The organism is Paenibacillus sp. FJAT-27812, from assembly GCF_001273905.1.
Classification (GTDB): domain Bacteria; phylum Bacillota; class Bacilli; order Paenibacillales; family Paenibacillaceae; genus Pristimantibacillus.
On sequence record NZ_LIGH01000001.1, the window covers coordinates 5,158,730 to 5,181,071 of the forward strand.

The following is a 22,342-nucleotide window of genomic DNA, read 5'->3' on the forward strand; positions in this document are numbered from 1 at the left end:
TGCGGTATGCTATTAGCAATTAATTATAGTTTTATCATACCTAGAGATGCGGCAAGGAGAGGGCAAACAGATGAATTTTACAAAGATGAACGGTTTAGGAAATGATTTTGTCGTCATAGCTGGCGAGCAGCAGCTCCCGGATGATGCAGCGGATTTGGCCATCCGGCTTTGCAACCGGTTTTTTGGAATCGGGGCAGACGGACTTGTTTATATTTTGCCTTCGGAAGTCGCTGATTTCCGCATGCGCATTATTAATTCCGATGGCTCGGAAGCAGAGCAATGCGGCAACGCTATACGCTGCGTAGCTAAATATGTATACGATAATGGTTTAACCGATAAAGAAGAGATTACGATCGAAACGCTTGGCGCCGGCGCTCAAAAGGTGCAGCTTACCGTTCAAGGCGGCGAGGTGTCATCGGTCCGCGTCGATATGGGAGAGCCGATTCTTGGCGGCCTGCAAGTGCCGACAACCATTGATGCCGAACGCGTCATTGAGCATCCGATTGAGGTGGACGGACGTGAATTCCGCTTCACCGCCGTATCGATGGGCAACCCTCACTGCGTTATTTATGTAGAGGACGCTGTTCATTTTGATCTGAATACTTGGGGTCCGAAGCTTGAGACACATCCGCTCTTTCCTCGCAAAATCAATGTTGAGTTCGTAACGGTTAATTCCCGTACGCATACCGACATGCGCGTATGGGAGCGCGGCGCGGGACCTACGCTTGCTTGCGGCACAGGTGCATGCGCAACGGTTGTCGCTTCGGTATTGACCGGCGCAACGGATCGGACGGCTACCGTATCGCTTAAAGGCGGCGACCTTCTCATTGAATGGAATGAGTCCGATAATCACGTATATATGACTGGACCGGCTGCGGTATCGTTCCGCGGCACACTGTAAGAGCAAAGTTAGATGGGTGGAATGAAAATAATGAAACCGGATTTGCGGGAAGCGCTCCAGCAGCGTATCTTGACCGGGGACGGCGCGATGGGAACCTATCTGTATCAGATGGGGTTCCCTGTCGGCGTTTCTTACGAGGAATTTAATACGATTCGTCCCGATGTCATCGAGAACATTCACCGCCGCTATTACGAGGCTGGCGCACGCGTCATCGAGACGAATACGTTTTCTGCCAATTTGGAGAAGCTCTCCAAATATGGCTTAGAGGATGAGATGGACGCCATTAACCGTGCCGGCGTGCGCGTTGCGCGCGCCGCAATCGGCGATGACGCATATGTTGTTGGCGCGGTGGGCTCGGTACGTGACGGCAAGCTGAAAAACTTGCGCACAGCTAAAGTAATCGAAGCTTACCAGCGCCAAATGCATGCTTTGCTTGACGAAGGCGTGGACGGGCTTCTGCTTGAAACGTTTTATGATCTTGATGAAATGCTGCTTGCGCTGCGTATTGCGAGATCGGCTTCCAACGTGCCTGTCATTTGCCAGTTTGCAGTCGAGGATGTTGGACGCACGCAGGATGGAAATGGAATGAAGAGTGCATTCGATCAGCTTCAAGAGGCCGGGGCAGACGTTGTAGGCTTTAACTGCCGCAGCGGTCCTAACGGTATTATGAGAGCGATTGATTCGATAACAGGTCCTGTCGGTTTGCCGCTGTCGGTATATCCGAACGCAGGTATTCCCGACTATATTGACGGCAAATATGCGTACAGCGCTGGTCCTGAGTATTTTGCTGAGTCAGCGATGCGCTTTGCCGATCGCGGTGCGCGCCTCATCGGCGGCTGCTGCGGAACGACACCTGAGCATATCAAAGCCATAGCTGCTGCGCTTGACGGTTATGTTCCTCAGCTTGGACAAGCGGTTGCTTCTCATGCCGCGGTAGAGACGATTGTCGTAAAACCAGCGGAGAAGCCGGCTGCATCTGATACGGCTCCCCAAAAGGTTGAGGTGCAGGAGCCAACTATCGTTGATCTAGTGCTGAAGCGTCATACGGTAATCGTAGAGCTTGATCCGCCGCGTGATCTGGATATTCGCAAGTTTATGGACGGCGCAGCCGCCCTTAAAGAAGCGAAGGCGGATGCCGTTACGATGGCTGACAATTCGCTTGCCGTTACGCGCATGAGCAATATCGCGCTTGCAGCGCTCGTACAAGAGAAGGTAGGTATTCGTCCGCTCGTTCATATCGCATGCCGCGACCGCAATCTGATCGGAACACAATCCCATATGATGGGACTGGATGCGCTTGATATCGATCATGTGCTGGCTGTAACGGGAGATCCGGCACGATTCGGCGATCTGCCTGACTCAAGCTCGGTGTATGACCTTACCTCATTCGAGATGATTCGGATGATTAAGCAGCTCAATGACGGAACGGCCTTCTCCGGCAAGCCTCTTAAGCAAAAGGCGAAGTTCGTCGTAGGCGCGGCATTTAATCCGAACGTCAAACATTTGGATAAGGCTGTCCAGCGTCTCGAGCGCAAAATCGCTTCAGGCGCGGACTATATTATGACTCAGCCTGTATACGATCCAGGATTGATTGAACGGATCGCCGAGGCGACGAAACATTTGACCGTGCCTGTATTTATCGGCATTATGCCGCTAGCTAGCGGGCGCAATGCTGAATATTTGCATAACGAGGTGCCGGGAATCCAGCTGTCTGACGAGGTTCGTCAGCGGATGTCGGGTCTCGAAGGCGAAGCGGGCCGTGCGGAAGGCGTGCAGATTGCGAAGGAGCTGCTCGATGCGGCTTTGCCGCATTTTAAAGGAATTTATTTAATTACTCCGTTTATGTTCTACGATATGGGCGTTCAGCTTACAGAATATGTATGGCAGAAGACAGAGCGTATGTAGCCAAATAGCTTAGAATGAATGCGAAAAACAGGCTTTTTTGCTTGTTTTCGCATTTTCGCTTGTTCGTTTGTAAAAAATCAATTAAAATAAAGCATGGATACTGTTGCCACACTTACACAGGATGGCAAGGACAGGCTGCCGATCAGCAGCTTCGGCATAAGCTTTAGCGTGCTTCGGGACGTATGTCCGGCACTTTTTTCGTCAACAATAGTGCAGTAGTTCTGTCGGTTTTTGGCAAGAACGCAAACTTGTCGTATTCACATTTATAAAATATAAAAAAGAGTGTTTGAACATTTGCAGGCAGATGCACAGGGAAGATCGTAGGCGGAGGAGGAACCAGGCTTGGCTATTAAACTTATTAATATCGGATTCGGTAATATTGTATCAGCTAACCGCATTATTTCAATCGTAAGCCCGGAATCGGCTCCGATTAAGAGAATCATTCAAGAAGCACGCGATAGGCATATGCTTATTGATGCCACATATGGACGCCGCACACGCGCTGTTATTATCACGGATAGCGATCATGTGATATTATCAGCAGTACAGCCAGAGACGGTTGCACACCGGTTGTCTACCAAGGACGACGATAACGACGAATAGTACGGGGAGTAATATGGATAAGGGATTGCTAATTGTGTTGTCCGGCCCTTCAGGGGTTGGCAAAGGAACGGTTTGCTCCGTTCTTCGTAATAAGGTTCCTGAGCTGGTGTATTCCGTGTCGGCAACGACTAGAATGCCGCGTCAGGGTGAAGTAGACGGCGTTAATTATTTTTTCAAAACGAGAGAGCAGTTCCAAGAGATGATTGCACGAGACGCACTTTTGGAGCATGCTGAATATGTTGGTAACTACTACGGAACTCCGCGCGATTTCGTGGAACGCACCTTAGCGAGCGGCAAGGATGTTATTTTGGAGATTGAAGTGCAGGGAGCGCTTAAGGTAAAACAAAAGTTCCCGAGCGGCATCTTCGTATTTTTATTGCCTCCATCCTTGGATGAGCTGAAGCAGCGAATTACCGGCCGTGGTACCGAGACTTTGGATACGATCAATAATCGCATGTCTGTAGCGGTAGAGGAAATGAATTTGCTCGGCCACTACGACTATGCGGTATTGAATGATGAGATAGATGCTGCTTGCGATCGTATTCGCAGCATCATGATTGCAGAGCACTGCCGCAGAGAAAGATATTTACCTTACGTTTCCGGAATGGTTGCCGCAATTGAGAAAGCATGAGTGAGGAGAATGAACGATGTTATATCCGTCCATTGACGAAATGGTGAAAAAAGTTGACAGTAAATACACGCTTGTTGTAGCGGCTTCGAGACGCGCTCGCATGCTCCGCAACGGAGACAAGTCGGAGCTCAAAAATCCGCGCTCCCGCAAGTATGTAGGTGTTGCGCTAGAAGAAATTTACGGCGACATTCTCCAAGTAGAAAACCTCGCTACCAAAGAGGATTAATCCAATATTCGTTAACTAGGAACGGAGTGCCTACTTTATAGTAGGTGCTCTTTTTTTGTGTTATAATGAGAATGGTTATCACTTGAATAATCGTTTTTTGTAGTCCTATAAAAAAAGGGTGTGGTTTGCGTTGTTTTTAAAGCGAGTACCAGTTAAACGTAAAGGCGTAAGCTGCTTTTACTATAAAATAGTTGAATCTTACCGGGATGAGCATGGCAAGCCAAAGCATCGATTAGTTTCGAATCTTGGCATTCTGACAGAGGCAGAGGCGGCTGAAATGAAGCGGAAGCTGCAATTGGGCAAGGATGCGGGTGCTGCTTTGCGAAGGACTGAAGCTAGAGAGGCTGCTGTATCAGACCCTGAACCAAAGCGGAATAGACCAAGGAGACTGTCCAACAAAGCTGAAACAAAGATTGAGCAAAATAAGCTTCATGGCCAGGAAAAGCAAGCAGTTGCACAGCCATGGCTAGTTAGCGCGCTTGAATATATAAGAGAAAACTATCGAAATCCGATAACGAGAAAGCAGCTGGCACAATCCTCTGGCGTTAGCCTCGAGCATTTTTCAAGGGAGTTCCGGCGGCATACGGGCAAAACCTTCAAGGCTTATCTGACGGAGCTGCGCATTCGAGCTGCCCAGGAACAGCTGCTAAGCTCGAGGTCCGGATTAGTAGATGTCGCGCTGAATGTCGGATACAAGGACGGATTTTATCTGAGCAGGAAATTCAAGCAAGTAGTCGGTACGGCACCTCTGTTCTATATTAAACGTCCGAAGAAAATAGCATCATTGACCTATAATTATTCAGCAAGCTTGCTGGCTCTTGGCGTGACGCCAAGCGTTGCGGTTGTCTCAGGCTGGGTATCTGGCTATTTTCGAGATGTGGTCAAAGAGCAACCCCGGCAGTGGTATGGGAATGTGCCAATCCGCATAAGCGATGCGATAGGTCCGTTTAAGCCTGATCTGATTTTTGATTATCAAATAAGCGAGGAGCTTGCCTTGGAGCTGCGCGCTATTGCGCCGTTAATAAGCTTGCCGTTCGAGCAGATGGATTGGGATGAGCAGTTTCGGTTTATCGCAGAGGTCGTAGGCAAGAGCGGCGAAGCAAACGATTATTTGAACAGGCTCGAGAGTTTGATGGTGAAAGCAAATCGAAGGTTGGACCAGAAGCTAGGTACCCGCGGAACGGCGGTTGTTGTGGAGCTTGGCATGGACAAGTGTTATGTTTTTGGCGAAAAGTGGGGGCGAGGTACCCATGTTCTGTATGATCAGCTTCAGTTTGCGCCGCCCCAAAGCCTATTGCAGGATGGAAGCTGCAAAATTGGTTATGTACAAACTTCGATAGAGAATATTCATGCATACGCGGCCGATCATCTATTTTTTGCGCTGCCGACCTGCGCTGTTGAACGAGCGAATGTGCTCACTTTTATGAATACAGAAAGCTGGAACCAACTCGATGCCGCCAAAAATAAACAGATCTACTCGATTGACGGGGGATGCTTTTACGGCTTTGATCCAGCCTCTACCAAAAGGCAGCTGCTCGATATCGTTTCCTTGCTTACCAAACATGAAAAGTAATTTTGTGCGCAGCATCACATTAAGGCATGGACGAATGACGCGCTCAGTTGGTAAAGTTATTTTTGAGAATGATTATCATTCGTATTAAATAACAGAGGGAAAGAGGAGTTAATGAATGTTGCGATTAAACAAAGGTATGTGGTTAGGATCTATTTTGCTCGTATTTATTATGCTGATAACGGCTTGCGGCGGTGCAGGCGCCCAGAAAAACAAAGCTGTTAACGAAGCGGATCAAGCAAGCGAGGCGCCGACTGCAGATGAGAAGGAAACTCGTCTTTACAATACGATTCATGGCGATATCGAAATTCCGGCTAATCCAAAAAGAATTGTAGCTGACCAGTATTTGCAAACGATGCTTGCTTTAGGCGTTAAGCCGGTAGGCGCCGATCAATATTATATCGATAATCCTTATACGAAGGATCTCGTTCAGGGAATCGAAAGCATCGGGGAGAGAAGCGCAGTTAATTTGGAAAAAATTACGGCGCTTGAGCCTGATCTTATTATTACGGCGACCGAGGATTCGAATACATATGAGCAGCTTTCGAAAATTGCGCCGACGGTCAACATTCCCTTTGGAACGAATGCAACCTTTAAAGGCGTGCATGCGGAAGTAAGAGGAATCGGAGAGCTGCTTAATAAGCAGGAAGCGGCCGAGCAATGGATTGGCAATTATGATAAGCGAATCGCTGAGCTGCGCAGTCAGTTAGACGGGGTTATTGCTCCGACGGAAACGTTCTCGATTATCGAGGCGGCATCTAAAGTGTTTTATACGTTTGGAGACAATTTCGGAAGAGGAGGTCAAGCCATTTACGGCGCTTTGAAGCTGACTCCGTCCGATATTATAAAGAATGAGTTAATGAAGGAGCAGTGGAGAGAGCTTACTCTAGAAGTGCTGCCGGATTATGCTGCCGATCATGTTCTCTTGTTCTCGGAGGATGGCACGGATCAATTCAAGGACAGCGCAATCTGGAAGGCGATCCCCGCGGTAAAAAACAATCACGTGTACGAGCTTGCGGCGGATCGTTATTGGTATTTTGACCCGGTTTCGGTGCTGGCGCAATCCGAGGAAATAACAGCCATGCTGCTTGAGCGGAATCAAAAATAAGGATGATGCAAGGCGAAAGAGAGCTGTCCAAAAGCCGTTTTACGGTATTGGGCAGCTTTTTTAAGTATGAATGCCTATAATTTGATAAACTAAGCTTACAAGTAATGAATGGCTCAAGCCAAAGGGATGATCGATAAACGGCTGATGGAGAGGTTGATGGCTATGGCTAATGATCAAGAGCTGAAAGAAATAAAGGAAACGCTTCAGAAGCTTGAAGGTCAGGTCGCTCAAATTAGGGCGGATTCGAAACGTCAAAGATCTGGTTTTGCCCGATTTTTCATTGGTTTTTTTATCGTATTCTTTGCAATCATCATTGCGAGTGGCGTTATCCAATTTATAAGCCATAATAAATAAATGTAGAGGAAGATTGAAGGCATGACGATTACATTGAATCAATATCCCGCTCTCTCAAAGGGGATTGTATGGGGCTTTGTTGAAAATTGCTTTTCGCTTGATTATGAGGTGGATACAGCTTCTGTGAGCAATATAAGCATCATACCGACAGTAGGCGATAAGTATGTTGTAATGAAGATAGATAACGGAAAATGGGAGCTAATCGGCGGTACGCTTGAGCCTAACGAGCATCATATGGACGCGCTGGAGCGGGAAGTGAAGGAGGAAATTGGCGCGGAGCTGATAGACTACACGCTCTTTGGCTGCTTTAAATGCCATTCGTCCGCGAGCGAGCCTTACCGCCCTCATATTCCTCATCCTCATTTCGTGAGACTTGTCGGGTATGGCGAAGTAAATATTGTCGGTGAGCCTCTAAACCCGCCCGATGGCGAGCAGGTCATTGCAGTAGAGGTAGTTGGCATCGATGAGGCTGTTAGATTGTTCGAGGAAATTGGGCGCAGCGATATTGCCGAGCTTTACCTGATGGCGCATCGACATAAAAACGGTCAATCATAGGCGCAGAGAACAGATTTTATCGGATAAAATGTAATCGTTCAGGTTAGATTTTGAAGCTGCATATGTTATGATAGATGGTGGGACTTATGTTTCAGGGACGAATGAACAGGAGGGAACGGAATGGACAAATTACGTTATCCAATTGGCAGGTACTCGTTCGAGGGAATGACGGTTAAGCATCGCGAGCAATGGATTTCAGACATAGAAAAGCTGCCTGGGCAGCTTAGGGCGGCGCTAGCGGACTTGAATGATGAGCAGTTAGACACCTCTTATCGGAGCGGTGGCTGGACACTGCGCCAAGTGGTCCATCATCTTGCGGATGCTTCAATGAATTGTTTCTCGCGCTTCAAGCTAGCGCTGACTGAGTCCAATCCGACCATAAAGCCGTTTAACGAAGAACGATGGGCGGAGACGGCAGACAGCCTTCAAGCGTCACCGGACATCAGCTTAGCGATCGTAGAGGGCATTTATGCTCGCTTGGTATTGCTGCTTCGTTCGATGCAGGCATCTGATTTTGATAAAATGTTCTACCATCCGGAGAAGGGCAGCCAAATTGGGCTGGCTAATTTTCTAGGATTCGTTGCGTGGCATGGCAAGCATCATGTTGCTCAAATAACAAGCTTAAGAGACCGCAAGGATTGGTAGTTGGTCGTAGCGCCAATGTAAAAATATAAGCAATGATAAGCTTGATAGGGAGATACACCATGCTAAAAGGGAAATCAATTATACTCGGCATTACAGGCGGCATAGCAGCCTATAAAGGCGCGGCGCTATGCAGCAAGCTGGTGCAGGCGGGCGCGACCGTACACGTTATTATGACGGAATCGGCTACAAAATTTATAACGCCGCTAGCTTTGCAAACGTTGTCTCGGAATCCGGTTTATATCGATACGTTTGATGAGAGGGATCCAGCGGTCGTATCGCATATCCATTTGGCTGACCATGCGGATTTAATCGTTATTGCTCCGGCTACCGCCAATGCGATTGCGAAGCTGGCCGGAGGCCATGCCGATGACATGCTGAGCACGACGCTGCTCGCAGCGACATGTCCGATATTAATCGCTCCGGCAATGAACGTGCACATGTATGAGCATCCTGCCGTTGTGAACAATCTCGAGCTGCTTGCTTCCCGCGGCGTCATGTTTGTTGAGCCTGGCACCGGCCAGCTGGCATGCGGTTATGTTGCAAAAGGGCGCCTTGCAGAGCCGGAGGACATCGTTATGGCGATTGACTCTTGGTTCAGCCAAGGCGGCAAGCTGAAAGGGAAACGGGTGCTTGTCACCGCAGGCGGCACGATGGAGCGGCTTGATCCGGTACGATATTTGACGAATGATTCATCCGGCAAAATGGGCTTTGCGATTGCAGAAGCCGCGCTCCTTATGGGCGCTGACGTGACGCTGGTTGCAGGACGCACCACGGAAGCGCCGCCTGCCGGCATGAAGGTCATTCGGGTGGAATCCGCGCAGCAGATGCTGGAGGCGGTAACGAGCGTTTATGACGAGATGGACATCGTCGTAAAATCGGCAGCAGTGGCCGACTACAGGGCGGTAAACATCAGTGATCAGAAAATGAAAAAGAGCGGCGAGAAGCTGGTGCTGGAGCTTGAGCGGACTACCGATATTTTGGAGACGCTTGGACAGCGAAAGCAGCATCAGTTTCTTGTTGGCTTCGCGGCAGAAACGGAGCAGGTTGAGCATTATGCGATGGACAAGCTGCGCAGAAAGCATTGCGACCTCATTGTAGCTAACGATGTGAGCAAGGATGGGGCAGGCTTTAACGGGGATACGAATATCGTTCAGGTTTTTGGTTCGGAGGGGCTTGTTGATGCCATGCCGCTTTTGTCTAAACGCGAGGTCGCTACCCGATTGCTTACGTTGATTGCAGAGCGTCTTCCTTCTTCCGGAGGGAGAGGCGAATGATTGCTAAAGTCATTGTAGACGTGCCGAGCCGCCAGACGGATCGGCCGTTTGATTATGAGGTACCCGCGGCGTTAGCGGACTGGATCGAGGTAGGCAGCCGCGTCGGCGTACCGTTTGGACCGCGTGTACTACAAGGTTTCGTCACGCAGCTGGCAGAGACATCGGATGTAGACATGAAGCGGCTAAAGCCCGTTTCGGAGCTGCTCGATCACGTTCCGCCGCTGCTGCCCGATCTTATCGAGCTTGCGAAGTGGATGAGCGAGAAATATTGCTGCTCATGGACGACGGCGCTGCAAGCGATGATTCCGGCTGCTTTGAAGGGAAAGGCTGAACGCCTTGTCGGCATACAGGACGAAGAAGCGGCAAGGGAGGATCTTCCCGCTGCCATGACGGAATGGATCGGATCAAGCGGACAGCTCGTAAAGCTGGAGGGGCTGCTGGAACGTTTCCCGGAGCATGCGAAAGCAATTAAGGCTGCGCTGCGCGAGGGAGTGCTGGTCGAACAAACCTCTATTAAAGACCGCCTTGCCATCCGCAAGGTTTTAACTGTATTCGTTCCTGATGATACTGACGAAATCCGCAGTCAAATGGAAGCTTTGCCAGCGCGAGTAGCAAAGCAGCGCGAATTGCTGGCTTATATGCTCGATCACGGCGGACCCTTGCCTATGCAGCAGCTGCTCGCCGAGGCGGGAGGTTCTGCGGCAAGCGTGCGCTCTTTAGCGGAGAAAGGGCTGCTCGTTATAGAAGAGATCGAGCAGCAGCGTGATCCCTATGCGGGGCGTTCCTTCGAGCGAACGACACCGCTTGCGCTGACCGAAGGCCAGCAAGGCGTATTTGAACGTATCGCTAGAGCCGTTCACGCAGGCGAGCCTCAGACGATGCTGCTGCATGGCGTAACGGGGAGCGGCAAAACGGAGGTTTACTTGCAATCGATTCAGTTCTGCCTGGAGCAGGAAAAGCAAGCGATCGTGCTCGTTCCCGAAATTTCGCTCACCCCCCAAATGGTGGAGCGCTTCAAAGGACGGTTCGGAGATGCGGTGGCAGTGCTGCACAGCAGGCTCTCGAACGGCGAGCGCTATGACGAGTGGCGCAAAATTCGCAGCCGCCAGGTACAGGTGGCGATTGGCGCGCGTTCGGCTATTTTTGCACCGTTTGAACGACTTGGGCTTATTATAATTGATGAAGAGCATGAATCTTCCTACAAGCAGGAAGAGAGCCCGAAATACCATGCGCGCGATGTGGCGGTGCGAAGAGCGAGGCAGCATGGTGCCGCGGTCGTGCTTGGATCGGCAACGCCTTCTTTGGAGTCGTTTGCTGCGGCAAGCCGGACGTTAACGGCAAAGGACGAGGGCCGCGAGCCGGCGCTGCTGCCGATGCCCATACGCGTAGGCGGCAGGCCGCTGCCGCCGGTTGCGGTTATCGATATGCGCGAGGAGCTGAAGGAGGGCAACCGCTCGATGTTCAGCCGCCTGCTGCACAGCTCGCTTGCCGAGCGGCTTGAGCGAGGTGAGCAGTCGGTGCTGCTTCTGAACAGGCGCGGCTACTCAACATTCGTAATGTGCCGCTCCTGCGGTTATACCGCGGCTTGCCCGCACTGCGACATTTCCCTAACGTATCATCAGAAATCGCGCGCGCTGCGCTGCCACTATTGCGGGCATGCCGAGCAGGCGCCCACGACCTGTCCTTCCTGCCAAAGCGAGCATATTCGTTATTTTGGCACCGGGACGCAGCGGGTTGAAGAGGAGCTCTCGAAGCTGTTCCCAGGCATTCGGGTAATCCGGATGGATGTGGACACAACGACGGAGAAAAACTCGCATGAGAAGCTGCTGAAGCAGTTCGGAGAGCGAAAAGCAGATGTGCTGCTAGGCACGCAAATGGTAGCGAAGGGGCTCGATTTTCCTTACGTCACATTAGTCGGGGTCATCGCGGCGGATACGTCGCTTAATTTGCCTGATTTTCGCGCAGCCGAACGAACGTTTCAATTGCTTACGCAGGTTGCGGGGCGAGCTGGCAGGCATCATTTGCCGGGTGAAGTCGTTATTCAAACCTATGCGCCGGAGCATTATGCGGTCGTAACGGCGCAGCAGCATGATTACTCGGCGTTTGTAAGCGAGGAGCTGCGGCATCGCAGCGCAATGGGCTATCCGCCTTATTGCAGGCTGATCCTCGTCACGATGTCCCATGAGCAGCTGCCGCTGCTATCGTCCATCAGCGAACGATTTGCGGCGGACCTGCGCGAGTTAGCCGAGAATGAGGGCGTACTGCTGCCGCTAAGCAGCGGATTTAGTAGAGCGCTTGAGGTACTCGGGCCTGTTGCATCGCCGATTTCGAGAATGAAGGATCGCTACCGTTTTCAATGTGTGATAAAATATCGGGGGAACATCGATGCTTCGGCTCTCGTTCGCAAGGCGCTCACGTCGTTTACAGACGGGCCGCCGCAGCGCCAGGTGCAGTTCAGTATTGACGTAGATCCGCAAGTTATATTATAAATAGCTATTACTATTTTATTGAACGTAAAGGAAGGGAATACTATGAGTATCCGTATAATTGTGAAAGATCCAGACCCGGTATTGCGGGAGGTAGCTAAGGAAGTAACGAAGTTCAACCCCAATTTGCTAAAGCTTGTAAACGATATGGCAGAAACGATGTACGACGCGGAAGGCGTAGGCCTTGCAGCGCCACAAATCGGTATCTCAAAGCGGGTTATTGTCGTTGACGTAGGCGATGAGAACGGCTTGATCGCGATGGTTAACCCGGTTATCGTTGAGCAGGAAGGCGAGCAGCTTGGTCCTGAAGGCTGCCTGAGCATTCCTAACCTGAACGGTGATGTGCTGCGTGCAGACCGCATTGTCGTGACGGGCCAAGACGTTAACGGCGAATCGTTTACGGTCGAAGCACAAGGTTACTTCGCGCGTGCTTTCCAGCATGAGGTCGACCATTTGAACGGCATTTTGTTTACCGATTTGGCGGAGAGCATCTACGACATATCGGAAAGAGCTAGAAAAGGCGGCGAATAGCTTCATGCGTATCGTATTTATGGGAACGCCGGATTTTGCCGTTCCCTCTTTGAAGCTGCTTCTTGAGCAGCAGTACAATGTTGTCGCTGTCGTAACACAGCCTGACCGGCCGAAGGGCCGCAAAAAAACGCTGACGCCGCCGCCTGTAAAGGAAGCGGCGTTGTCGCTTGGCCTGCCTGTGCTGCAGCCGGAGCGGATGCGCAGCGCAGAAGCCGTTGCAGCGGTGGCGGAGCTAGCTCCTGACCTAATCGTAACGGCAGCCTACGGCCAAATTTTGCCGAAGGCGCTGCTTGATATTCCGCGTCTTGGCTGCATTAACGTGCACGGCTCCTTGCTGCCGAAATATCGCGGCGGCGCTCCTATTCAGCGCTCTATCATCAATGGGGAGAGCTCAACAGGCGTGACGATCATGTATATGGCGGTAGGTCTCGACACGGGCGATATGATCAGCGTCGTGGAGCTTCCAATCACGGACGAGGATACATCGGGAACGATGTTTGAGAAGCTAAGCATTGCTGGCGCGGATTTGCTTGGCCAAACGCTGCCGTCGATTATCGCCGGCGAGGCGAAGGCAGTGCCGCAGCAGGACGAGCAGGCAACATATGCGCCGAACCTGACTCGCGAGGATGAGCGAATCGATTGGACGAAGTCCGCACGCGCGATCTTTAATCAGGTGCGCGGCTTGTCGCCAATGGCGGGGGCATTCACTTATTTGAATGGCGAAGTTTTCAAAGTGTGGCAATGCGCTGTTCCATCGTCTTCTTCGAAAGCAGCAAGCTCTGCGCCGGGCACAGTGCTAGCAGCGGACAGCAGCGGCATTCAAGTCCAGACTGGCGACGGCGTGCTGGTGCTAAGAGAAATTCAGCCTGCGGGCAAAAAAGCGATGAGCGCTTCGGATTGGCTGAAGGGTGCGCGTCTTGAAGCGGGCACGCTGCTTGGCGATGGAGGTGCAGCATGACGGAAAGCACGCAAAAGCCAAACGCCAATCGCAACGGCAGCAATAGCGTGAAAGGAAAGCCTAGAGCTAAATCAGGCAATAAGCGTCCTGCGAGCGGCGGCAAGCCTGCGGGCGGTTCCCCGCAGGCGCAGCAGCCGGGATCGCGCAAGGCAAAATCCCCGCGCGAGCTAGCGATGGATACGCTTGTTAAGGTTGCTCAAACCGGCGCCTACAGCAACTTGCAGCTTAACCGGACATTGCAGGATGCAGGCTTGCAGCGAGCGGATGCCGGCCTTGTCACCGAGCTTGTGTACGGTACGATTCAGCGGCAAGCGACGCTTGATTACTGGTTAAGCCGGTTTGTGTCCAAGGGGTTACATAAGCTTGAGCCATGGGTTCATCAACTGCTTCGCATGAGTGCTTATCAGCTTCTTTATTTGGACCGCATTCCCGCGCACGCAGCGGTGAACGAAGCGGTAACGATTGCGAAAAAACGCGGACATTCCGGCATTTCCGGCATGGTTAACGGCGTGCTTCGCAGTATCGACCGCGGCCGCGGGGAGCTGCAGGCTTCTGAAATTAAGCATGCGGATCCTATCGTGCAAATCGCGCTTCGCCACTCCTACCCGGAATGGCTCGTAAGCCGCTGGGTTGCCGCTTACGGCGCCGAAACGGCTGAAGCGATCTGCGCTGCGGGCAATGAGCATCCGCATTCCAGCGTTCGGGCGAATACGCTACGCGGAAGCCGCGAAGACGTAATCGAATTGCTAAAGGAAGCCGGATATGAGGCCGAGCCATCCGCTATCGCGCCTGCGGGCATAGCGATCAATCGCGGCGGCAATCTTGCCGATACGGACGGGTTCCGTGAAGGCTTATGGACGGTTCAGGATGAAAGCTCGATGCTGGTCGCGGAGGTCGTAGCGCCAAAAGCAGGCATGCAGGTACTTGATTGCTGCGCTGCTCCCGGCGGCAAGAGCACGCATCTGGCTGAGCTTATGGGCGGCAAGGGCAAGGTATGGGCGAATGATCTGCATGCTCATAAGCGTGATTTAATCGTCACGCAGACCGAGCGTTTGAAGCTTCGCAACGTCGAGGCGATTACCGAGGATGCGCTTAAGCTGGCGGAACGCTTCAAGCCGCAATCGATGGATGCCGTCCTGCTGGACGCGCCATGCTCCGGATTTGGCGTTATTAGGCGGAAGCCGGAAATCAAATGGACCAAAACGGCAGGCGATGTATCCGATATTGCAGCCGTTCAGCAGCGTCTGCTGAGCGCAGTATGCGATTTGGTTCGCCCTGGCGGCGTGCTCGTATACAGCACATGCACGATCGAGAAAGACGAGAATGAACAGCAGGTTGCGAAATTTTTGCAGGAGCATCCTGAGTTTGAACTGGATCGCAATTGGCCGGAGGCCGTTGTAGATCAGTTAAAGAAAGTTGGCGCAATAAACGAGCATTTCGATGGACAAGCGCAGCTGCTTCCGCAGCATTTTGACAGTGACGGATTCTACATCGCTAGGATGGTAAAGCGTCCATAACCTATGCTTATGGCTGAACATGGACGTTTGTGGTAAAATAAATCGATGGCGGCGACCGGAACGGTTTAGCCGCCCTACTATAAGGTACAGGTGTGATGAAATGAAACCATGCGTATATGACTACACGCTCGAGCAGCTTCAACAATGGATGATTGACAACGGCGAGCCGGCATTCCGGGGCGGACAGCTGTTTGATTGGTTGTATGTGAAGCGAGTGAAGAGCTTTGAAGATATGTCTAACCTATCTAAAGGGCTTAGAGAAAAGCTTGACGAAAGCTTTCAAATTATAACGTTAAACGAAATTACGAAGTTTGAATCGAAGGACGGAACCGTTAAGTTTCTGTTCGGCCTTCATGACGCGCATGCAATCGAAACGGTTATTATGCGCCATAACTATGGCAACAGCATTTGCGTTACTACGCAGGTTGGCTGCCGGATCGGCTGTACGTTTTGCGCATCGACGCTTGGCGGCTTGAAGCGGAACCTGACTGCGGGCGAGATCGTCGCTCAGGTCGTGACTGCTCAGCAGATGCTTGATGCTACAGGCGAGCGCGTTTCCAGTATCGTTATTATGGGTTCTGGCGAGCCGTTTGAGAACTATGACGCAACGATGGCATTCCTTCGCATCATGATTCATGAGAAGGGCCTGAATATCGGACAGCGCCATATCACTGTATCAACAAGCGGAATCGTCCCAAGCATGTATAAATTCGCAGAGGAAAATACGCAAATTAACTTGGCCTTGTCGATCCATGCGCCAAATGATGCGCTTCGCTCGAAGCTGATGCCGGTCAACCGCCGCTTCCCATTTGATGACGTAATGGCAGCTTGCCATAACTACATTGCGAAGACAGGCCGGAGAATTACGTTTGAATATGCGCTTATCGGCGGAGTCAATGACCGTGCCGAGCATGCGCAAGAGCTTGCGGACGTGCTTCAAGGCATGTTATGCCATGTCAATTTGATTCCGGTTAACCACGTGCCTGAGCGGAATTATGTCCGTACGCCGCGTGAGGACATCTTTGAATTCCAACGCGTGCTTGAGAAAAATAAAGTGAGCGTAACGATCCGCAGGGAGCAAGGTCATGATATTGCGGCAGCTTGCGGCCAATTAAGAGCGAAACATATGGAGTCTCAGGCGAGGTGATGACTGATTGTTAACGGCAAACCGCAGTGATATCGGACGGGTTCGTCAAGTCAATGAAGATCAATCATGGGTTAGTCAATTGAATAACGGGGTTACCCTTGCCATCGTAGCTGATGGCATGGGCGGTCACCAAGCTGGCGACGTAGCGAGCCAGAAGGCGGTAGACGCATTCCGCAGCATGCTGGAGCAAAGCGCAGCAAAGGCTGACCTATCTCTACAAGAAGGCAAAATGCTTATTCGACAAGCCATTTCGCAAGCGAATGAGGCTGTTTTTGAGTTGGCTTCGCGCAATGAGCAATATCACAACATGGGCACTACGATTGTAGCTGCTTTGGTTAAGCAGAATAATGCGATTATTGGACATGTTGGCGACAGCCGCGCATATAAAATTAATGAAGGTGTCATCACGCAAATTACGAATGACCATACGCTCGTCAATGAATTGGTCAAATCCGGCCAGCTCAGCTTGGAGGAAGCAGCCTATCATCCGCGCCGCAATGTGCTTACACGCGCAATTGGAACGGATTCACATGTGGATATCGAGGTGCAAGCGGTGGAGCTGTCTCCGCAAGACGTGCTGCTGCTTTGCAGCGATGGATTAACGAATATGGTGAGCGAGCAGGAAATGCTGCTAACGGTCACGACGGAGCAGCTGGAGCTGGAAGCTAAAGCTGATCATCTCATTCAGCTTGCGCTGCATGCTGGCGGAGACGACAATATAACGGTCGTTCTCCTGCAAGAAGCGGCTGGCACGAACCGAGAGGGGTGACAAGGATGATCGGACAGGATTTAGGCGGGCGTTATGAGATTTTAACACGTATCGGCGGCGGCGGAATGGCGCTTGTTTATAAAGCGCATGATGTGCTGCTCAACAGAAAGGTCGCGGTAAAGGTGCTGCGGCAGCAATTTGTGCATGACGAGGAATTCATACGCCGATTCCGTCGTGAGGCACAGTCAGCAGCTGCGCTTTCTCATCCGAATGTCGTCAGCATCTATGATGTAGGGCAAGAAGAGGATACACATTACATCGTAATGGAATACATTGAAGGCCACAATTTGAATGAAATCATACAAGAGCGTGCGCCGTTGCAAACAGATGAAGCGGTGCGTATTGCCATGCAAATCGCCGATGCGCTGGATCACGCGCATCAGAATCATATTATCCATCGCGATATTAAGCCTCATAATATCTTAATCGGCAAAAACGGGCGCGTTAAGGTTACCGACTTCGGTATTGCGCGCGCGGTTACATCGTCAACGATTACACAGACCGGCTCTGTCATGGGCTCGGTTCATTATTTTTCTCCCGAGCATGCCAAAGGGATCAATACGGGAGAGAAGTCTGATTTGTATTCGCTTGGCATCGTGCTCTATCAAATGCTTACCGCGCAGCTGCCGTTTCTCGGCGAAAGCCCGATCAGCATAGCGTTAAAGCATTTGCAGGAAAATTTCGAAGAGCCGCGTATCGTTAATCCGCATATTCCCCAAAGCGTGGAGAACGTCGTTCTTAAAGCGATGCGCAAAAACCCGAGCGAGCGTTACAACTCGGCGCATGAAATGCTTCTCGATCTGGATACATGTATGCGTCCAGACCGGTTGAAGGAGCCTAAAATTACGTTTACGCATGTCAACGATTTGGAAGAGACCCGCGTCATGCCTGCCATTCGCGGAGATATTGCTTCTGCGGCTCCTAAGGAGCGGGAGCAGCCGATTAATGCGAAGAATGAAGAGAAGGCAGCGGTCAAAGAGCTGCCTCCTAATTCGAAAGGCTGGAAAAAGCCGCTTACGGTCGTGGGTGTTACGCTGGTTGTCCTTGGACTTATTATTTGGGGCTTTATCTGGCTGCTCGGCTTCCTTGACGTAGCGGAAGTAGACGTGCCTTATGTAGTAGGCAAGCAGGAAGCCGAGGCGCGGCAAATGATTGAAGCCGCTGGCCTTAAGGTGGAAGAGCCGGTCCTTCACGAGCATAACAAGGAAATTCCGAAGGATCAGGTACTCAATCAGTCTAAGATGAACATGAAGGTAAAGGAAGGCTCCCTAATTCAAATTACAGTCAGCGATGGGCCGGAGCTTGAGGAGCTTGGCAATTACGTCGGCAAAGCATTGCAGACGGCGATTGACGAGCTGGGCGCATTAGGCATTACCGAGGACCAAATCGTCATTGATCCGGTGTTCAGCGAGGAGGCTGCGGATACGATACTTCAGCAGTCGCCTAAGCCTGGGGAGCAATATAATCCGGAATCCGTTGAATTTAATTTCATGGTCAGCAAAGGCCGAGAGACCGTTCCGATGCCGAATTTAATCGGCAAGCGCCTAGACGAAGCCAAGGATCTGGTTAAGGCAAGTGAGCTGACGCTTGATGACGCGGATATTTTGTACGAACCTAGCTATTTGCATCAGAAGGATTTTGTCATTAGCCAAAACCCGTACAAACCGAAGGATCTTGTATCCAAAGGGGCAAAAATCTCGATCCGAGTAAGCTCGGGTCCGCCAGCGGATGCGAAGGAGCATCAATTCAATATTACGATCTCGCCGGCTGTAGCTGGAAAGACAAGTGAAATTCGAATTGAATATTCCGATGCGCGCGGTGAAAAAATTGAGTGGGATAAACGGCAAATTACGAGCACTCAAACGTTCCCTGTAACCGTTCTTGTTGCGCCGGATACAGAAGCCAGAGTGACGGTTTACCGCGACAATCAGTTTATCGATACCAAAACGATTACGTACGATGAATTATTGCAGGGTACGAATTCATCCACCTTGACCATTCCGGGTGAACAAGTGCCGGCGACAGATGTGCCGGTGCAAACGGAGGTTACCGAAAGCAATGATGAGCCAGTTGAAGAAGAGCAACCAACACAGCAGCCATAATAGTAAAGAAGGTCATCTCAAAGGCACAATTGTAAAAGCGCTTAGCGGTTATTACTATGTGCGAGCGGAGAACACGGCATCGGACTCGGTAACGGTCCAATGCCGCGCCCGCGGCGTGTTTAAGAACAGGGGACTTACGCCGCTCGTTGGCGACGTGGTCATGTACAGCTTGACGGAGAACGGGGAAGGAACCGTTGAGGAGCTTTTGCCCCGGACATCGGAGCTTATCCGTCCTCCAGTAGCGAATATCGACCTAGCGATTCTGGTGTTCTCCGTTACGGAGCCTGCACTGAATTTACAGCTGCTCGATAAGTTTCTAGTGCATATCGAGCATGTCGGCATACCGGCGGTATTATGCTTAAGCAAACAGGATTTAGAGAATGACGGTTTGGAGACAGAGGAGGCGCAGGCTGCGGCCGCCTCTGTTAATCGTATATACAGGGCCCTTGGCTACGAAGTCTATGGGACAAGCTCACGGCTTGGCGAAGGGATTGCACCGTTTCAAGAGAGGCTTAAGGGCCATTTGGCGGTTTTCGCGGGCCAATCGGGCGTAGGGAAGTCCTCGCTGCTTAACGCGATCGTACCTGGCCTAGAGCTGGAGACAAATGCAATCAGCAACAGGCTGGGAAGAGGCAAGCATACAACTAGGCATGTTGAGCTGATTGAGATCGGCGGAGGCTTAGTAGCAGATACGCCAGGTTTTAGCCAGCTGGATTTTCAGGAGTTAGGGATTGAGGATTTAGGCTATTGCTTTATCGAGATGCGAGAGCTGTCACCAAACTGCAAGTTTAGAGGCTGCACGCATGTGCATGAGCCAGGCTGCGCCGTGCTTGCGGCGGTAGAAAGCGGGGCTATCGAGAAGAGCAGGCATGATCACTACCTTCTGTTTCTAGCTGAGATGAAAGAGAAAAAACGGAGGTACTAACAACGATGACCATTATTGCACCTTCTATATTATCAGCGGATTTTGCAAGGCTAGGAGAAGAAATTAAGGCTGTGGATGCGGCTGGAGCGGATTGGATCCACATTGACGTGATGGACGGGCATTTTGTTCCAAACCTCACCTTTGGCCCGCCGGTCATTTCGGCTATCCGTTCAGCTACAAAGCTGCCCTTTGATGTACATCTCATGATCGAACGCCCGGAGCTGTCCATTGCAGACTATATAGCTGCTGGGGCTGACCGCATTACGATTCATGCTGAAGCGTGCGTGCATCTGCACAGAACCGTACATTACATTAAAGAAAAAGGTCTTCCGGTTGGGGTAGCGATTAACCCAGCAACGCCGGTTTCGGTGCTTGAGCCGATTTTGCATGATCTTGATCTCGTGCTTATTATGACGGTAAATCCGGGTTACGGCGGACAAAAATTTATTCCGTATTCGCTTGTGAAGCTGCGCCAATTGCGCGCCATGTTGGAGGAGCAGGGCCTGAGCGATGTGCATGTTCAGGTTGACGGAGGGGTTAATCAAACGACGGCAGCTGTTATCCGCGAAGCTGGAGCCAATGTGCTTGTAGCGGGGAATGCCGTGTTTGCGCAGAATGACCTTGCTGCGGCAATCGCGGTATTACGTTAGGGGCCGGCGCAATGAATGAGAAGTTGAAAACAACGTTTTGGCTAATCGGCTATACCTTTCTTGCAGGGCTGATGCTGGCGCTTTTCTCTATGTTGACGGAAGTTTATCGGTATCTATTTTCCCTGCTGGCTTTATACATAGGTATACGCTTCTTTCGGAGGTTTGAGACGGTAGGGCTGCGAATTGCTTTCTTCGTACTAGCGATTGTATTTTATTTGCTAATCGCCGTTGTCGCGGCTGCTTTTGTCTTTTTGAGAGATCATCAAGCGCCATAAACGGGCTTGTCATGCAAACTCTTCGCTAGCTCTCGATGGAATAGGACGAACTGACTACGCATAGGATGGTTACATGAGCGTAGCAGTTTTGTCACGGATTAATTCGATGAGCGTGTCTGAGGAGGGATGAGGCATGAAATTTTATACAATCAAACTGCCTAAATTTTTGGGCGGGTTCGTAAAGGCGATTTTGAATACCTTCCAAAAAAATTAGGTCAATATGCTGCAGGGCACCCTTCGGCCGTGATCGTGGAAAAGTAAAAGAAAAGCACCTGAGCGCTCAGGTGCTTTTGTCTATGGCCATAGCCATCATTATACGCGGGTAACTTTACCAGCTTTCAGTGCGCGAGTGCTGACATAAACACGTTTTGGTTTACCGTCAACCAAGATGCGAACCTTTTGCACGTTTACGCCCCAAGAACGACGTGTTTTGTTGTTTGCGTGGGATACGTTGTTACCTTTACCAGGTGCTTTACCTGTAAGAAAACATTTGCGGGACATGACTACACCTCCTTTAAGTCTTGCTAGAGCAAAACTGATTCCATTTACAATGGCTTCGTTATGCGTGAGGAAAACTTCATTCGTAAGCGAAATAACATTTAAACACACTTGAATATCGTATCATAAACATTGGATCTGTTCAACCTAAATCTACGGACAAGGTTGTGAGCCGCCGCTTTGAAAACTTGCAATGGCGCAGAAACACTGGATTTATCGATCGGACTTCTATAAAGGTCACGTTTATAGTACAATGAACGTAGTCCATAATATATACAGTAAGGGAGTGTATTTCCATGCCTCTGCAGCTAAGCACCGAATTAGGTTCCATACATGTCTCAGACCATTGCATAGCCATTATTGCCGGCTCTGCGGCCATGGATTGTTATGGACTTGTCGGAATGGCTTCCCGCAAACAACTAAAAGACGGAATTGCCGAGTTGCTCGGACGGGATAATTTAACCCGGGGCGTCGAAGTTAGACGAGAAAATGAAAAGCTTCATATTGATCTCTACATCATCGTGAGCTATGGAACGAAAATTTCCGAGGTAGCGCATAACATTCAATCCAAGGTTAAATATGTGCTGAATGACGTTATCGGTCTACAAGTGGAAGAAGTCCATATAATTGTGCAAGATGTCAGGGTACTTAAGTAACAGGGAGGGAAATTTCGTTGAGTAAGCGCTTTATAAACGGATCTGATTTTGCCGCA

General features: G+C 50.7%; 24 protein-coding genes. 23 read left to right on the plus strand and 1 reads right to left on the minus strand.

Going from position 1 to position 22,342, the window contains the following annotated elements:
- Window positions 1–70 precede the first annotated feature (70 nt).
- The 22 genes from dapF (at window position 71) to spoVM (ending at window position 21,346) form a co-directional block, all read left to right on the plus strand.
- Window positions 71–901 carry a diaminopimelate epimerase gene (gene dapF, locus ADU23_RS21580; protein WP_053375623.1) on the plus strand — a complete coding sequence of 277 codons (831 nt, stop codon included), beginning with the start codon at window positions 71–73 and terminating at the stop codon, window positions 899–901.
- Between the two features lie 30 nt (window positions 902–931).
- Window positions 932–2,806, plus strand: coding sequence for a bifunctional homocysteine S-methyltransferase/methylenetetrahydrofolate reductase (locus ADU23_RS21585; protein ID WP_053377765.1), 1,875 nt, complete (start codon window positions 932–934; stop codon window positions 2,804–2,806).
- A gap of 342 nt (window positions 2,807–3,148) precedes the next feature.
- Window positions 3,149–3,409 carry an extracellular matrix/biofilm regulator RemA gene (remA, locus tag ADU23_RS21590; protein ID WP_005548256.1) on the plus strand — a complete coding sequence of 87 codons (261 nt, stop codon included), beginning with the start codon at window positions 3,149–3,151 and terminating at the stop codon, window positions 3,407–3,409.
- Window positions 3,410–3,422: 13 nt separating this feature from the next.
- On the plus strand, window positions 3,423–4,040 hold the full coding sequence (gene gmk, locus ADU23_RS21595) for a guanylate kinase (protein WP_053375624.1): 618 nt from the start codon (window positions 3,423–3,425) through the stop codon (window positions 4,038–4,040).
- A gap of 16 nt (window positions 4,041–4,056) precedes the next feature.
- Entirely contained in the window at window positions 4,057–4,266 is a 210-nt protein-coding gene (rpoZ, locus tag ADU23_RS21600; protein ID WP_053375625.1) for a DNA-directed RNA polymerase subunit omega, read from the plus strand.
- 130 nt (window positions 4,267–4,396) lie between these two features.
- Window positions 4,397–5,839, plus strand: a complete 1,443-nt coding sequence (locus ADU23_RS21605; protein ID WP_053375626.1) for an AraC family transcriptional regulator — start codon at window positions 4,397–4,399, stop codon at window positions 5,837–5,839.
- A gap of 115 nt (window positions 5,840–5,954) precedes the next feature.
- Entirely contained in the window at window positions 5,955–6,944 is a 990-nt protein-coding gene (locus tag ADU23_RS21610) for an iron-hydroxamate ABC transporter substrate-binding protein (RefSeq protein WP_053375627.1), read from the plus strand.
- 162 nt (window positions 6,945–7,106) lie between these two features.
- Complete coding sequence (locus ADU23_RS21615; RefSeq protein ID WP_053375628.1) at window positions 7,107–7,298, plus strand: hypothetical protein; 192 nt, start codon at window positions 7,107–7,109, stop codon at window positions 7,296–7,298.
- Window positions 7,299–7,319: 21 nt separating this feature from the next.
- The gene (locus ADU23_RS21620; RefSeq protein ID WP_053375629.1) at window positions 7,320–7,853 is read left to right on the plus strand and encodes an NUDIX hydrolase; all 534 of its coding nucleotides are present in this window, start codon (window positions 7,320–7,322) and stop codon (window positions 7,851–7,853) included.
- 120 nt (window positions 7,854–7,973) lie between these two features.
- On the plus strand, window positions 7,974–8,498 hold the full coding sequence (locus ADU23_RS21625; protein WP_053375630.1) for a YfiT family bacillithiol transferase: 525 nt from the start codon (window positions 7,974–7,976) through the stop codon (window positions 8,496–8,498).
- Between the two features lie 59 nt (window positions 8,499–8,557).
- Entirely contained in the window at window positions 8,558–9,772 is a 1,215-nt protein-coding gene (gene coaBC / locus ADU23_RS21630) for a bifunctional phosphopantothenoylcysteine decarboxylase/phosphopantothenate--cysteine ligase CoaBC (protein ID WP_053375631.1), read from the plus strand.
- On the plus strand, window positions 9,769–12,261 hold the full coding sequence (gene priA, locus ADU23_RS21635) for a primosomal protein N' (protein WP_053375632.1): 2,493 nt from the start codon (window positions 9,769–9,771) through the stop codon (window positions 12,259–12,261). The genes coaBC and priA overlap by 4 nt, the downstream gene beginning before the upstream one ends.
- Window positions 12,262–12,303: 42 nt before the next feature.
- A complete protein-coding gene (gene def / locus ADU23_RS21640; RefSeq protein ID WP_053375633.1) occupies window positions 12,304–12,789 on the plus strand; it encodes a peptide deformylase in 486 nt (161 codons plus the stop codon).
- 4 nt (window positions 12,790–12,793) lie between these two features.
- Window positions 12,794–13,747 carry a methionyl-tRNA formyltransferase gene (fmt, locus tag ADU23_RS21645; protein WP_053375634.1) on the plus strand — a complete coding sequence of 318 codons (954 nt, stop codon included), beginning with the start codon at window positions 12,794–12,796 and terminating at the stop codon, window positions 13,745–13,747.
- On the plus strand, window positions 13,744–15,264 hold the full coding sequence (gene rsmB, locus ADU23_RS21650) for a 16S rRNA (cytosine(967)-C(5))-methyltransferase RsmB (protein WP_082197937.1): 1,521 nt from the start codon (window positions 13,744–13,746) through the stop codon (window positions 15,262–15,264). The genes fmt and rsmB overlap by 4 nt, the downstream gene beginning before the upstream one ends.
- A 100-nt stretch (window positions 15,265–15,364) precedes the next feature.
- A complete protein-coding gene (gene rlmN / locus ADU23_RS21655; protein ID WP_053375635.1) occupies window positions 15,365–16,411 on the plus strand; it encodes a 23S rRNA (adenine(2503)-C(2))-methyltransferase RlmN in 1,047 nt (348 codons plus the stop codon).
- Between the two features lie 7 nt (window positions 16,412–16,418).
- Complete coding sequence (locus tag ADU23_RS21660) at window positions 16,419–17,180, plus strand: Stp1/IreP family PP2C-type Ser/Thr phosphatase (RefSeq protein ID WP_053375636.1); 762 nt, start codon at window positions 16,419–16,421, stop codon at window positions 17,178–17,180.
- 5 nt (window positions 17,181–17,185) lie between these two features.
- A complete protein-coding gene (pknB, locus tag ADU23_RS21665) occupies window positions 17,186–19,282 on the plus strand; it encodes a Stk1 family PASTA domain-containing Ser/Thr kinase (protein ID WP_082311169.1) in 2,097 nt (698 codons plus the stop codon).
- Complete coding sequence (gene rsgA / locus ADU23_RS21670) at window positions 19,242–20,207, plus strand: ribosome small subunit-dependent GTPase A (protein ID WP_053377767.1); 966 nt, start codon at window positions 19,242–19,244, stop codon at window positions 20,205–20,207. Before pknB ends, rsgA begins: the two co-directional genes overlap by 41 nt.
- 5 nt (window positions 20,208–20,212) lie before the next feature.
- Window positions 20,213–20,857 (plus strand): ribulose-phosphate 3-epimerase, encoded by a 645-nt coding sequence (rpe, locus tag ADU23_RS21675; RefSeq protein ID WP_053375637.1) that lies wholly within the window; start codon window positions 20,213–20,215, stop codon window positions 20,855–20,857.
- An 11-nt stretch (window positions 20,858–20,868) separates the two neighbouring features.
- Window positions 20,869–21,132, plus strand: coding sequence for a hypothetical protein (locus tag ADU23_RS21680; protein WP_053375638.1), 264 nt, complete (start codon window positions 20,869–20,871; stop codon window positions 21,130–21,132).
- Between the two features lie 133 nt (window positions 21,133–21,265).
- The gene (gene spoVM / locus ADU23_RS21685) at window positions 21,266–21,346 is read left to right on the plus strand and encodes a stage V sporulation protein SpoVM (protein WP_010345573.1); all 81 of its coding nucleotides are present in this window, start codon (window positions 21,266–21,268) and stop codon (window positions 21,344–21,346) included.
- A gap of 98 nt (window positions 21,347–21,444) precedes the next feature.
- Here spoVM and rpmB read toward each other — a convergent pair whose 3' ends face one another.
- Entirely contained in the window at window positions 21,445–21,633 is a 189-nt protein-coding gene (gene rpmB, locus ADU23_RS21690) for a 50S ribosomal protein L28 (RefSeq protein WP_053375639.1), read from the minus strand.
- Window positions 21,634–21,926: 293 nt separating this feature from the next.
- Here rpmB and ADU23_RS21695 point away from each other — a divergent pair, with 293 nt between their 5' ends.
- Window positions 21,927–22,286, plus strand: a complete 360-nt coding sequence (locus tag ADU23_RS21695) for an Asp23/Gls24 family envelope stress response protein (protein WP_053375640.1) — start codon at window positions 21,927–21,929, stop codon at window positions 22,284–22,286.
- Window positions 22,287–22,342 lie beyond the last annotated feature (56 nt).

Excerpts from the sequence above, each read along its gene's own strand:
- dapF (WP_053375623.1), top strand. The coding sequence starts at position 71 with ATGAATTTTACAAAGATGAACGGTTTAGGAAATGATTTTGTCGTCATA.
- ADU23_RS21585 (WP_053377765.1), top strand. The coding sequence starts at position 932 with ATGAAACCGGATTTGCGGGAAGCGCTCCAGCAGCGTATCTTGACCGGG.
- gmk (WP_053375624.1), top strand. The coding sequence starts at position 3,423 with ATGGATAAGGGATTGCTAATTGTGTTGTCCGGCCCTTCAGGGGTTGGC.
- rpoZ (WP_053375625.1), top strand. The coding sequence starts at position 4,057 with ATGTTATATCCGTCCATTGACGAAATGGTGAAAAAAGTTGACAGTAAA.
- ADU23_RS21610 (WP_053375627.1), top strand. The coding sequence starts at position 5,955 with ATGTTGCGATTAAACAAAGGTATGTGGTTAGGATCTATTTTGCTCGTA.
- ADU23_RS21615 (WP_053375628.1), top strand. The coding sequence starts at position 7,107 with ATGGCTAATGATCAAGAGCTGAAAGAAATAAAGGAAACGCTTCAGAAG.
- ADU23_RS21620 (WP_053375629.1), top strand. The coding sequence starts at position 7,320 with ATGACGATTACATTGAATCAATATCCCGCTCTCTCAAAGGGGATTGTA.
- ADU23_RS21625 (WP_053375630.1), top strand. The coding sequence starts at position 7,974 with ATGGACAAATTACGTTATCCAATTGGCAGGTACTCGTTCGAGGGAATG.
- coaBC (WP_053375631.1), top strand. The coding sequence starts at position 8,558 with ATGCTAAAAGGGAAATCAATTATACTCGGCATTACAGGCGGCATAGCA.
- priA (WP_053375632.1), top strand. The coding sequence starts at position 9,769 with ATGATTGCTAAAGTCATTGTAGACGTGCCGAGCCGCCAGACGGATCGG.
- def (WP_053375633.1), top strand. The coding sequence starts at position 12,304 with ATGAGTATCCGTATAATTGTGAAAGATCCAGACCCGGTATTGCGGGAG.
- fmt (WP_053375634.1), top strand. The coding sequence starts at position 12,794 with ATGCGTATCGTATTTATGGGAACGCCGGATTTTGCCGTTCCCTCTTTG.
- rsmB (WP_082197937.1), top strand. The coding sequence starts at position 13,744 with ATGACGGAAAGCACGCAAAAGCCAAACGCCAATCGCAACGGCAGCAAT.
- rlmN (WP_053375635.1), top strand. The coding sequence starts at position 15,365 with ATGAAACCATGCGTATATGACTACACGCTCGAGCAGCTTCAACAATGG.
- pknB (WP_082311169.1), top strand. The coding sequence starts at position 17,186 with ATGATCGGACAGGATTTAGGCGGGCGTTATGAGATTTTAACACGTATC.
- rsgA (WP_053377767.1), top strand. The coding sequence starts at position 19,242 with ATGAGCCAGTTGAAGAAGAGCAACCAACACAGCAGCCATAATAGTAAA.
- rpe (WP_053375637.1), top strand. The coding sequence starts at position 20,213 with ATGACCATTATTGCACCTTCTATATTATCAGCGGATTTTGCAAGGCTA.
- ADU23_RS21680 (WP_053375638.1), top strand. The coding sequence starts at position 20,869 with ATGAATGAGAAGTTGAAAACAACGTTTTGGCTAATCGGCTATACCTTT.
- spoVM (WP_010345573.1), top strand. The coding sequence starts at position 21,266 with ATGAAATTTTATACAATCAAACTGCCTAAATTTTTGGGCGGGTTCGTA.
- rpmB (WP_053375639.1), bottom strand. The coding sequence starts at position 21,633 with ATGTCCCGCAAATGTTTTCTTACAGGTAAAGCACCTGGTAAAGGTAAC.
- ADU23_RS21695 (WP_053375640.1), top strand. The coding sequence starts at position 21,927 with ATGCCTCTGCAGCTAAGCACCGAATTAGGTTCCATACATGTCTCAGAC.